General features: G+C 71.6%; 10 protein-coding genes. All 10 read left to right on the top strand.

Annotated features, from left to right (window positions below; translation table 11 throughout):
• Positions 1–5 precede the first annotated feature (5 nt).
• The 10 genes from panD to IF30_RS0103975 all read left to right on the top strand — a co-directional run bounded on the left by panD (position 6) and on the right by IF30_RS0103975 (position 11,422).
• The gene (gene panD, locus IF30_RS0104025) at positions 6–455 is read left to right on the top strand and encodes an aspartate 1-decarboxylase (protein WP_030232018.1); all 450 of its coding nucleotides are present in this window, start codon (positions 6–8) and stop codon (positions 453–455) included.
• A 16-nt stretch (positions 456–471) separates the two neighbouring features.
• Complete coding sequence (locus IF30_RS0104020; protein WP_030232015.1) at positions 472–2,142, top strand: L-aspartate oxidase; 1,671 nt, start codon at positions 472–474, stop codon at positions 2,140–2,142.
• A 4-nt stretch (positions 2,143–2,146) separates the two neighbouring features.
• Complete coding sequence (nadC, locus tag IF30_RS0104015) at positions 2,147–3,115, top strand: carboxylating nicotinate-nucleotide diphosphorylase (RefSeq protein ID WP_030232013.1); 969 nt, start codon at positions 2,147–2,149, stop codon at positions 3,113–3,115.
• Positions 3,116–3,161: 46 nt separating this feature from the next.
• Positions 3,162–3,947, top strand: coding sequence for a type III pantothenate kinase (locus IF30_RS0104010; RefSeq protein WP_030232009.1), 786 nt, complete (start codon positions 3,162–3,164; stop codon positions 3,945–3,947).
• A 156-nt stretch (positions 3,948–4,103) separates the two neighbouring features.
• Positions 4,104–4,853 (top strand): hypothetical protein, encoded by a 750-nt coding sequence (locus tag IF30_RS0104005; RefSeq protein WP_078891115.1) that lies wholly within the window; start codon positions 4,104–4,106, stop codon positions 4,851–4,853.
• A gap of 101 nt (positions 4,854–4,954) precedes the next feature.
• Positions 4,955–6,511 carry a bifunctional lysylphosphatidylglycerol synthetase/lysine--tRNA ligase LysX gene (lysX, locus tag IF30_RS0104000; protein ID WP_078891114.1) on the top strand — a complete coding sequence of 519 codons (1,557 nt, stop codon included), beginning with the start codon at positions 4,955–4,957 and terminating at the stop codon, positions 6,509–6,511.
• 305 nt (positions 6,512–6,816) lie between these two features.
• Positions 6,817–7,263 carry a BlaI/MecI/CopY family transcriptional regulator gene (locus IF30_RS0103990; protein ID WP_030231997.1) on the top strand — a complete coding sequence of 149 codons (447 nt, stop codon included), beginning with the start codon at positions 6,817–6,819 and terminating at the stop codon, positions 7,261–7,263.
• 9 nt (positions 7,264–7,272) lie between these two features.
• A complete protein-coding gene (locus tag IF30_RS0103985) occupies positions 7,273–7,809 on the top strand; it encodes an amino-acid N-acetyltransferase (protein WP_030231994.1) in 537 nt (178 codons plus the stop codon).
• 92 nt (positions 7,810–7,901) lie between these two features.
• Positions 7,902–8,252: a histone-like nucleoid-structuring protein Lsr2 gene (locus IF30_RS0103980; protein WP_030231991.1), complete on the top strand. Its 351-nt coding sequence runs from the start codon at positions 7,902–7,904 to the stop codon at positions 8,250–8,252.
• 650 nt (positions 8,253–8,902) lie between these two features.
• Complete coding sequence (locus tag IF30_RS0103975; protein ID WP_030231988.1) at positions 8,903–11,422, top strand: ATP-dependent Clp protease ATP-binding subunit; 2,520 nt, start codon at positions 8,903–8,905, stop codon at positions 11,420–11,422.
• The last annotated feature ends 83 nt before the right edge of the window (positions 11,423–11,505 follow it).

The raw sequence follows: 11,505 nt of genomic DNA, 5'->3' as shown, positions 1-11,505 counted from the left end.
ACCCCATGCTCCGCACCATGCTCAAGTCCAAGATCCACCGGGCCACCGTGACCCAGGCCGACCTGCACTACGTCGGTTCCGTCACCGTGGACGAGGACCTGCTCGACGCCGCCGACCTGCTCCCCGGCGAGCTGGTCCACATCGTCGACATCAACAACGGCGCCCGGCTGGAGACCTACACCATCGCCGGCCCGCGCGGCACCGGCGTGATCGGCATCAACGGCGCCGCGGCCCGGCTGGTCCACCCCGGCGACCTCGTCATCATCATCGCCTACGGGCAGATGGACACCGCCGAGGCCAAGGGCTACGAGCCGAAGGTCGTCTTCGTCGACGAGCGGAACCGGATCACCGGCCTGGGCGGCGACCCGGCCGAGGCCCAGGAGGGCACCGGACTGCTCCGCGGCGACGCGGCGTACGGTGGCGGCAACGGCGCGGCCACCGCCGCCGCGCGCTGAAGGAGCCACTGACGCCATGTCCACGCATCGCCTCACCGCCCCGGCCCCCGGCTGGACCGCCACCACGGACGTGGTCGTGGTCGGCTCCGGAGTCGCCGGCCTCACCGTCGCACTCAACGTCCGCAAGGCCGGCCTGCGGGTCTTGGTGGTCACCAAGGCGATGCTGGACGACGGCTCCACCCGCTGGGCCCAGGGCGGCATCGCCGCCGCCCTGGCCGACGGGGACACCCCCGAGCAGCACCTGCAGGACACCCTGGTGGCCGGCGCCGGGGTCTGTGACGAGGAGGCCGTGCGCACCCTGGTCACCGAGGGCCCGGACGCCGTCCGCCGGCTGATCGCGGTCGGCGCCGCCTTCGACCGCGGCGAGGACGGCGAGATCCTGCTGACCCGGGAGGGCGGCCACCACCGCCGCCGGATCGCGCACGCCGGCGGGGACGCCACCGGTGCCGAGATATCGCGCGCCCTGGTCGCGGCCGTCCGCACCGACCCCGAGATCGAGCTGATCGAGCACGCGCTCGTGCTCGACCTGCTCACCGACGCCGACGGCCACGCGGCCGGGCTCACCCTGCACGTGATGGGCGAGGGCCAGCGCGACGGCGTCGGCGCCGTCCGGGCCCGCGCGGTGGTGCTCGCCACCGGCGGAATGGGCCAGGTCTTCTCCGCCACCACCAACCCGGCGGTCTCCACCGGCGACGGCGTGGCGCTCGCCCTGCGGGCCGGCGCGGCCGTCACCGACCTGGAGTTCGTCCAGTTCCACCCGACCGTGCTCTGGCTCGGCCCGGAGGCCGAGGGCCAGCAACCGCTGGTCTCCGAGGCCGTCCGCGGCGAGGGCGCCCACCTGGTGGACGCCGACGGCGTGCGCTTCATGGTGGGGCAGCACGAGCTGGCCGAACTCGCCCCGCGCGACATCGTCGCCAAGGCGATCACCCGGCGCATGCAGGAGCAGGACGCCGAGCACATGTACCTGGACGGGCGGCACTTCGGCGCCGCGATGTGGGAGCAGCGCTTCCCGACCATCCTCGCCTCCTGCCGCGCGCACGGGATCGACCCGGTCACCGAGCCGATCCCGGTCGCCCCGGCTGCGCACCACGCCTCCGGCGGCGTCCGCACCGACCGGCACGGCCGCACCAGCGTCCCCGGCCTGTACGCCTGCGGCGAGGTCGCCTGCACCGGGGTGCACGGCGCCAACCGGCTGGCCTCCAACTCGCTGCTGGAGGGCCTGGTCTTCGCCGAGCGGATCGCCGCCGACCTGGCCCGGCGGCACCGGTCCGGCGAGCTGCCCGAGCGCGTCGTGGACGTCGCCGCCGCGCGGGCCGCGCACCCCGTCCCGCTGCCGCCGTCCGAGGCGCGCGCCGAGATCCAGCGGCTGGTGTCGCGCGGCGCGGGCGTGCTGCGCTCGGCCGCCTCGATGGCCGACACCGCCGCCGGGCTCGCCCTGCTGGCCGAGCAGGCGTACGCGCACGTCGCCGAGGAGAAGCCGGCCGACCCCCGGGTGGAGACCTGGGAGGCCGCCAACCTGCTGCTCGTCGCCACCGCGCTGGTCGCGGCCGCCGCGCAGCGCGAGGAGACCCGCGGCTGCCACTGGCGCGAGGACTTCCCCGAGCGCGACGACGCCCACTGGCGGCGCCACCTGATCACCACCCTCGCCGCCACCGGCGGTCCCGTCAGCACCCCTGAGGAGCAGTAGAACCATGACCCACTCCCACGAGGAACTCCCCCTGGCCGACCAGGGCGGCTGCGGCGACGGCTGCGCCTGCGGGGACGGCGAGGGCTACGAGACCGGTCTGGACCCGCAGCTGGCCGAACTGCTGGAGCAGGCCGGGCTGGACCCGGTCGAGGTCGAGGACATCGCCACCCTGGCGCTGGCCGAGGACCTGGCCGGCGGCGAGGACGTCACCTCGGTGGCCACCGTGCCCGCCGACGCCGTCGCCACCGCCGACTTCACCGCCCGGCAGGCGGGCGTGGTGGCCGGCCTGCGGGTCGCCGAGGCGGTCCTCTCGCTGGTCTGCGAGGAGGAGTTCGAGGTCGAGCGGCACGTCGAGGACGGCGACCGGGTGGAGGGCGGCCAGGTGCTGCTGTCGGTCCGCTCCCGCACCCGCGACCTGCTGACCGCCGAGCGCAGCGCGCTCAACCTGCTCTGCCACCTGTCCGGCATCGCCACCGCGACCCGCGCCTGGGCGGACGCCCTGGACGGCACCGGCGCGGTCGTCCGGGACACCCGCAAGACCACCCCGGGCCTGCGCGCGCTGGAGAAGTTCGCGGTGCGCTGCGGCGGCGGCGCCAACCACCGGATGGCACTGTCCGACGCCGCCCTGGTGAAGGACAACCACGTGGTCGCGGCCGGCGGCGTGGCCGAGGCGTTCCGGGCCGTCCGGGCCGCGTACCCGGACCTGCCGGTCGAGGTCGAGGTGGACGGCCTGGAGCAGATCGCGCCGGTGCTGGAGGCCGGGGCCGACCTGATCCTGCTGGACAACTTCACCGTCGGGCAGCTGAAGGAGGCCGTCTCCCTGGTGGCCGGCCGGGCGAAGCTGGAGGCCTCCGGCGGACTGACCCTGGCCGACGCGCGCGAGGTCGCCCAGACTGGTGTCGACTACCTGGCCGTGGGCGCGCTCACGCACTCCTCGCCGATCCTCGACATCGGCCTGGACCTGCGCGCCTGACCGTCAGGACCAGCGCAGACCCGTCCCGACTCGCAGAAAGCGCCCCATGCTCCTCACCATCGACGTCGGCAACACCCAGACCACCCTCGGCCTGTTCGACGGCGAGACCGTGGTGGAACACTGGCGGATCTCCACCGATCCGCGTCGCACGGCCGATGAACTGGCGGTGCTGCTGCAGGGGTTGATGGGCAACCACACCGCGGTCCGGGAGGCCGCGGTGGAGGGCCTGGCGATCTGCTCGTCCGTTCCCGCCGTGCTCCACGAGCTCCGCGAGGTGACCCGCCGCTACTACGGCGACGTCCCCGCGGTGATCGTGGAGCCCGGCGTGAAGACCGGGGTGCACGTCCTGATGGACAACCCCAAGGAGGTCGGCGCCGACCGGATCGTCAACGCCCTCGCCGCCAACCACCTGTACGGCGGCCCGTGCATCGTGGTCGACTTCGGCACCGCGACCACCTTCGACGCCGTCAACGACCGCGGCGACTACGTCGGCGGCGCGATCGCCCCCGGCATCGAGATCTCCGTCGAGGCGCTCGGCGTCCGCGGTGCCCAGCTGCGCAAGATCGAGCTGGCCCGCCCGCGCAACGTGATCGGCAAGAACACCGTGGAGGGCATGCAGTCCGGCATCCTCTACGGCTTCGCCGGCCAGGTCGACGGCCTGGTCGAGCGGATGGCCCGCGAGCTCGCCAAGGACCCGGACGACGTCCAGGTGATCGCCACCGGCGGCCTCGCCTCCCTCGTCCTCGGCGAGGCCACCACCATCGACGTCCACGAGCCCTGGCTGACCCTGATCGGCCTGCGGCTGGTGTACGAGCGCAACCGCCCGAGCTGAGCAGCCCTCAGGAGCCAGCCCTCGAAGGGCCGGCTCCCGGGGCCGGGCACCGGCGGGGCCGCCGCGCCGCCGGGTGGCGCCGCCGGCCGGGCCGACCGTGGGTAAGTCGGCGCGAGGTTACCGACAAATCGGATATTCCTCACGTAGTGTCAGCCCATGCCTACGCCACACGGATCGCGCGGCGGCATGGCCTTCAGCGCCGACGAAGTCCGCGTGCTGCGCCGAGCCCTCGCCCAAGCCCTGCACCCCGCCGTCCCCGTCCACCTCCAGGGGCCCGACCGGACGGCGCTCGCCGGGCCCGGCGCCGAACTGTGGGCGGAGGACGTCCAGGACGCGCTGCGCCTCACCGAGGCGATCGACGAGGCCGTCCAGGAGGGCGGCCGGCTGCGCGCCTTCCTCCTCGCCGACCTCGGACGCTACCGCTCCGCCCTGCCCGGCAGCGCCCGCGGCTACCTGGAACGGCTGGAGGAGGCGGTGTCCGACGGGTACCTGCCCGGGCCGGAGGACCTCACCGCACTGCGCGGGCTGTCCCGTCAGCCCTGCGGGCAGGGCGAACGGTCCCGCCGCTCCCGCCTGGCCGGCCGCTGCCACGCCCTGGCCGAGGCCGCCGTCCGCGAACGCCTCGCCCTCACCACCGGACAGCCGCGCCACCTGGTGGCCGTACCGAGCCCCGCCGCACCCCCCAGCAGTCACCCCACCCACGTAGGAGGACGGACCACCATGAGCAGCACCGACTCCCGCCCGGAGCAGCCCGCCGAGCCCTCCGCCGCGAAGACCCCGCCCCGCCCCCACCGGATGCCCACCCCGGCCGAGCTCTTCGGCCGCCGCCCGAAGCCCCCGGTCCACCCCGCCCCGCCCGCCGAGCAGACCCCCGACGACCTGGAACTCGCCACCGGCACCGGTTGAGCCACCCGCACCCGCGCGGGGGGGAGGCCGTCGACCCGACGGCCTCCCCCCGCGCGTCATCCCGTCACGGAGCACCGTGTGTGGCTGGCTACCCTTGTGGGGTGAGCGATCAGAGCCTTGTCCCCGCGACCGACGACCTTCCCGAGCAGATGCGCGTCCGGCGCGAGAAGCTGGACCGGCTCCGGGCGGCCGGTGTCGACCCGTACCCGGTCGGATTCCCCCGCACCAGCACCATCGCCGACCTGCGCGCCAAGCACCCCGACCTGGAGCCGGACACGGCCACCGGCGAGCGGGCCGGCGTCACCGGCCGGGTGATCCTCTCCCGCACCGGCGGCAAGCTGTGCTTCGCCACCCTGCGCGACGGCACCGGCGACCTGCAGGTGATGTTCTCCCTGGACAAGCTGGGCGCGGAGCGCCTGGCCGCCTGGAAGGCCGACATCGACCTCGGCGACCAGGTCGGCGTCGAAGGCGAGGTGATCACGTCCAAGCGCGGCGAGCTGTCGGTGATGGTGGACCGCTGGGAGCTCACCGCCAAGTGCCTGCGCCCGCTGCCCGACAAGCACAAGGGCCTGACCGACCCGGAGGCCCGGGTCCGCCAGCGGTACGTGGACCTGATCGTCAACCCCGAGGCCCGCGAGATCCTGCACCTGCGCAGCCGCGTGGTCCGCTCGATCCGCCGCACCTACGAGGACCGCGGCTACATCGAGGTCGAGACCCCGATGCTGCAGCCGGTGCACGGCGGCGCCAACGCCCGTCCGTTCAAGACGCACATCAACGCGTACGACATCGACCTCTACATGCGCATCGCGCCCGAGCTGTACCTCAAGCGCCTGGTGGTCGGCGGCGCCGAGAAGGTCTTCGAGATCAACCGCAACTTCCGCAACGAGGGCGCGGACTCCACCCACAACCCGGAGTTCACCTCGCTGGAGTCGTACGAGGCCTACGGCGACTACGACACCCAGGCCGAGCTGATCCGCGAGACGATCGTCAACGCGGCCCGGGACGCGCTGGGCACCACGGTGATCAAGGGCGTGGACGCGCACGGCGTCGAGCACGAGATCGACCTGGCCGAGCCGTGGGAGGAGATCAGCGTCTACCCGGGCATCTCCGCCCGCCTGGGCGCGGAGGTCACCCCCGGGACCGGCGTCGAGGAGCTGCGCAAGCTGGCCGCCGAGCACGGCATCCCCTTCGAGAAGGACTGGGGCCACGGCCAGATCGTGCTGGAGATGGTCGAGCGCCTGCTGGAGGAGAACGCCGTCCGGCCGACCTTCATCAAGGACTACCCGACCGAGGTCTCCCCGCTGACCCGCCAGCACCGCTCGATCCCGGGCGTGGCCGAGAAGTGGGACCTGGTGATCTTCGGCACCGAGATCGGCACCGCCTACTCCGAGCTGGTCGACCCGGTCGAGCAGCGCGCCCGCCTCACCGCCCAGTCCCTGCTGGCGGCCGGCGGCGACGTCGAGGCGATGCAGGTGGACGAGGACTTCCTGCGCGCCCTGGAGTACGCGATGCCCCCGACCGGCGGCCTCGGCCTCGGCGTGGACCGCCTGATCATGCTGCTGACCGGCAAGAACATCCGGGAGACCGTGCTCTTCCCGCTGGTGAAGCCGGAGCCCAAGGCTTCCGCCGCGACGGCGGAGAAGACCGAGGAGGAGTGACCTGATGGACTACGTCAGCGCGATCGTGCCGCCGCTGGTCATGGCGATCGGTTTCGGGTTCCTGGTGCGGGCCATCGTCCGCAGCCAGGGCGGGAACCAGAAGGCCAAGGAAGACTTCGACTGACCGCCCCGGGGGGCCGGACGATCCGCCGCCCCCGGACCGACCCGCGAGCGGACCCGCGACTGACGCCGTCAGCCGCCCCGAACGACCGGCGCGCCGCCATTCCCGATTCCGGGGGTGGCGGCGCGCCGGTTTGGCGCACTTCACAAGATTTGCCCCATTCACTCCCTATCCTGGCCGCACTATGGTCCGGCAACTCGGCGAACTTGAGAACGCCATCATGACCCGGGTGTGGCAGTGGAACCGACCGGTGACGGTTCGCGAGGTTCTCCTCGATCTGCGGGCGGAACGCGAAATCGCGTACACCACGGTGATGACCGTCCTGGACAAGCTCCACAGAAAGGGCTGGCTGCGCCGCGACCGGGTGGGCCGGGCCTATCGATATGAACCGGTCTCCTCGCGGGAGGCGTACACGGCGGCCCTGATGAACGACGCCTGGGCCACCAGCGACAATCCGGCGGCTGCCCTGGTGCACTTCTTCGGCCTGATGTCGCCCGAGCAACGCGAGGCGCTCCGGGACGCCTTGCGGGTGGCCGCTCTGTTCCCGCCCGATCCGCCGGGCGCGGATTCCGCGCCGGACGGAGCGGACGGGGCGGATACCGGGGAGACCGGGCCGGGGCCGACGCGATAACGTCCCGCCATGGAGGTCACCATCCGCCGCGCGCGGACCACGGACGTGCGCGCAGTACGCAGGCTCATCGACGCCTACTCGCGCGACGGCATTCTGCTGGACAAGCCCACTGTCACACTGTTCGAATCCGTCCAGGAGTTCTGGGTCGCCGAACGGGACGACAACGGCGAGGTGGTGGCCTGCGGCGCCCTGCACGTGATGTGGGAGGACCTGGCCGAAGTCCGGACGCTCTCGGTGGATCCGGCCTGCCGGGGCCACGGGATCGGACATCTGCTGCTGGAGAAGCTGGTGCAGACGGCGCGCTGGCTCGGCGTCCGTCGGATTTTCTGCTTGACGTTCGAGGTCGCGTTCTTCGCGAAACACGGTTTCGTCGAGATCGGGGAGCTCCAGGAAACCGATGATGGTACGACAGACCCGGCGGCGATCGCTACGGATGTCTATGAAGAACTCCTGCGCTCGTACGACGAAGGCGTCGCCGAGTTCCTTGACCTGGAGCGCGTGAAGCCCAACACACTGGGCAACTCGCGCATGCTGCTGCACCTCTGAGCGGCTCCGCCGGGGGTCAAGGGTTTGTGTTTTCCGGAGAAAAGCGCTTTCCTTTCCTCAGGCAATGGGTCGTTTAGCGGAAAGGGAAGCCCGTGGCACAGAGGGTGCAGGTCATTCTTGAAGACGATCTCGACGGCGGTTCGGCGGACGAGACGGTGACGTTCGCGCTCGACGGCGTTGCCTACGAGATCGACCTGAAGAGCGCCAACGCGGACAAGCTCCGCGGTCTGCTGGCGCCGTACGTGGAGAAGGGCCGCAAGCAGAGCGGTCGGCTCGCCGGCCCGCGCCGTCCGGGCCGCGGCTCGGCCCAGCGCCCCGCCGGCGGCGCTCCGGACACCGCGAAGATCCGCGCGTGGGCCAAGGAGCAGGGCATGGAGGTCAACGACCGGGGCCGGGTGCCCAGCGGCGTCCGCGAGGCCTACGAGCAGGCCAACGCGTCCTGATCCCGGCGCCGCCGGCACGCCGGAGCGGGTGCGGGGCCCCGGTGGCCGCTCGCGGCGCCGACGACACACGCGCGGGGCGCGGAGGAGTCTCCTCCGCGCCCCGCGGTGCGCGCCCGGACGGCTGCGCGGCTCCCGGTACCGGGGGTCACCGGCGGCCCGGACTCGGGCGGCGGAACAATCACGAGCTGTGCAACGCTGTAGGGGCGAAGCGGTAACGCGGACACCGCCGGGATGGCGCACCGACCATCCGGGCCGACGTCCAACCACCTTCACCGCGGCCCGACTTCTCGCCAGGCGAACACCGCCACCGCGGAAACTGCGCGAGAAGCGCCCCGATACCGGGTATGAATGCAGGTGGACGGGTTCTCGACCCGTCCAGGGGCAGTATGTGCGACCGGCCGCAGGGGGTCCGGCTCCGCCTGGCGGCGCTTGTTCGCCGATGGCGTAGCGGATTCCGGTGCATCCGGCCCTCCTGCGGGAACACCGTTTCCCAGCATCAGGTTGGGATTGGTGTCGGCTGGTCGCGCAGCATCTCGCTCCCGTACCGGGGAGTGAATCCGTGGGCCGCGCCGCTGAGCGGGACTAGCATGCGGAAGGACAGGGCGGGGACGGACCCCGAACTGCCCGACCGCTCTGAGGAGCGATAAACGATGTTCGAGAGGTTCACCGACCGCGCGCGGCGGGTTGTCGTCCTGGCTCAGGAAGAAGCCCGGATGCTCAACCACAACTACATCGGCACCGAGCACATCCTCCTGGGTCTGATCCACGAGGGCGAGGGCGTCGCCGCCAAGGCCCTGGAGAGCCTCGGGATTTCTCTTGAGGCCGTTCGCCAGCAGGTCGAGGAGATCATCGGCCAGGGCCAGCAGGCCCCGTCCGGTCACATTCCCTTCACCCCCCGGGCGAAGAAGGTCCTGGAGCTGTCGCTCCGCGAGGCCCTTCAGCTCGGCCACAACTACATCGGCACCGAGCACATCCTGCTGGGCCTGATCCGCGAGGGCGAGGGCGTCGCCGCCCAGGTCCTGGTCAAGCTGGGTGCCGACCTCAACCGGGTGCGCCAGCAGGTCATCCAGCTGCTCTCCGGCTACCAGACCGGCGGCGGCAAGGAGTCGGCCACGGCCGGCGGGCCCGCCGAGGGCACCCCGTCGACCTCGCTGGTCCTCGACCAGTTCGGCCGCAACCTCACCCAGGCCGCCCGCGAGGCCAAGCTCGACCCGGTCATCGGGCGCGAGAAGGAGATCGAGCGGGTCATGCAGGTGCTGTCCCGCCGCACCAAGAACAACCCGGTGCTGATCGGTGAGCCCGGCGTCGGCAAGACCGCCGTCGTCGAGGGCCTGGCCCAGGCGATCGTCAAGGGCGAGGTCCCGGAGACGCTCAAGGACAAGCAGCTCTACACGCTGGACCTGGGCGCCCTGGTGGCCGGCTCGCGCTACCGCGGTGACTTCGAGGAGCGCCTGAAGAAGGTGCTCAAGGAGATCCGCACCCGCGGCGACATCATCCTGTTCATCGACGAGCTGCACACCCTGGTCGGCGCGGGCGCCGCCGAGGGCGCCATCGACGCCGCCAGCATCCTCAAGCCGATGCTGGCCCGCGGCGAGCTGCAGACCATCGGTGCCACCACCCTGGACGAGTACCGCAAGCACCTGGAGAAGGACGCCGCGCTGGAGCGCCGCTTCCAGCCGATCCAGGTCGCCGAGCCCTCGCTGCCGCACACCATCGAGATCCTCAAGGGCCTGCGCGACCGCTACGAGGCCCACCACCGGGTCTCCATCACGGACGCCGCCCTGGTCGCCGCCGCCACCCTGGCCGACCGGTACATCTCGGACCGCTTCCTGCCGGACAAGGCGATCGACCTGATCGACGAGGCCGGCTCCCGGATGCGCATCCGCCGGATGACCGCGCCGCCGGACCTGCGCGAGTTCGACGAGAAGATCGCCGACGTGCGCCGCGAGAAGGAGAGCGCGATCGACGCGCAGGACTTCGAGAAGGCCGCGTCCCTGCGCGACGACGAGAAGCAGCTCCTGCAGGCCAAGGCCAAGCGCGAGAAGGAGTGGAAGGCCGGCGACATGGACGTCGTCGCGGAGGTCAACGAGGAGCTCATCGCCGAGGTCCTGGCCACCGCCACCGGCATCCCGGTCTTCAAGCTGACCGAGGAGGAGACCTCGCGCCTGCTGCGCATGGAGGACGAGCTGCACAAGCGCGTCATCGGCCAGAAGGACGCCATCAAGGCGCTCTCCCAGGCCATCCGGCGCACCCGTGCGGGCCTCAAGGACCCGAAGCGCCCCGGCGGTTCGTTCATCTTCGCCGGCCCGTCCGGCGTCGGTAAGACCGAGCTGTCCAAGACGCTGGCGGAGTTCCTCTTCGGTGACGAGGACGCGCTGATCGCACTCGACATGTCCGAGTTCTCCGAGAAGCACACCGTCTCCCGGCTGTTCGGCTCCCCGCCCGGCTACGTGGGCTACGAGGAGGGCGGCCAGCTGACCGAGAAGGTCCGCCGCAAGCCGTTCTCGGTGGTCCTCTTCGACGAGGTCGAGAAGGCGCACCCGGACATCTTCAACTCGCTGCTGCAGATCCTGGAAGACGGCCGTCTGACCGACTCCCAGGGCCGCGTGGTCGACTTCAAGAACACCGTCATCATCATGACGACCAACCTCGGCACCCGGGACATCTCCAAGGGCTTCAACCTGGGCTTCGCGGCCACGGGTGACACCCAGACCGGGTACGAGCGGATGAAGGCGAAGGTCGGCGAGGAGCTCAAGCAGCACTTCCGCCCCGAGTTCCTGAACCGCGTCGACGACATCGTGGTGTTCCACCAGCTGTCCGAGGACGACATCATCCAGATCGTCGACCTCATGATCGACAAGGTGGACGAGCGGCTCAAGGACAAGGACATGGGCCTGGAGCTCAGCGTCGAGGCCAAGAAGCTGCTGGCCAAGCGCGGCTACGACCCGATCCTGGGCGCCCGCCCGCTGCGCCGCACCATCCAGCGCGAGATCGAGGACCACCTCTCCGAGAAGATCCTCTTCGGTGAGCTGCGGGCCGGCCACATCGTCGTCGTCGACGTCGAGGGCGAGGGCAAGGAAGCCAAGTTCACCTTCCGCGGCGAGGAGAAGTCGGCCGTCGCGGACACCCCGGCCGCGGTCGCCTCGTCCGGTCCGGACCTGACGAAGTAGCCCAACTTTTAACAGACAACTTCACAGCAACCGAGCCCCCGGCGTTCGCGCCGGGGGCTCGGTGCGTTCCGGCGCTCCGGTAC

Origin of the sequence: Streptomyces sp. NRRL S-350 (genome assembly GCF_000719705.1) — a bacterium.
GTDB lineage: Bacteria > Actinomycetota > Actinomycetes > Streptomycetales > Streptomycetaceae > Kitasatospora.
Note: the sequence above shows the minus strand (reverse complement) of the source record. Positions and strands in the feature narration are given on the sequence as shown.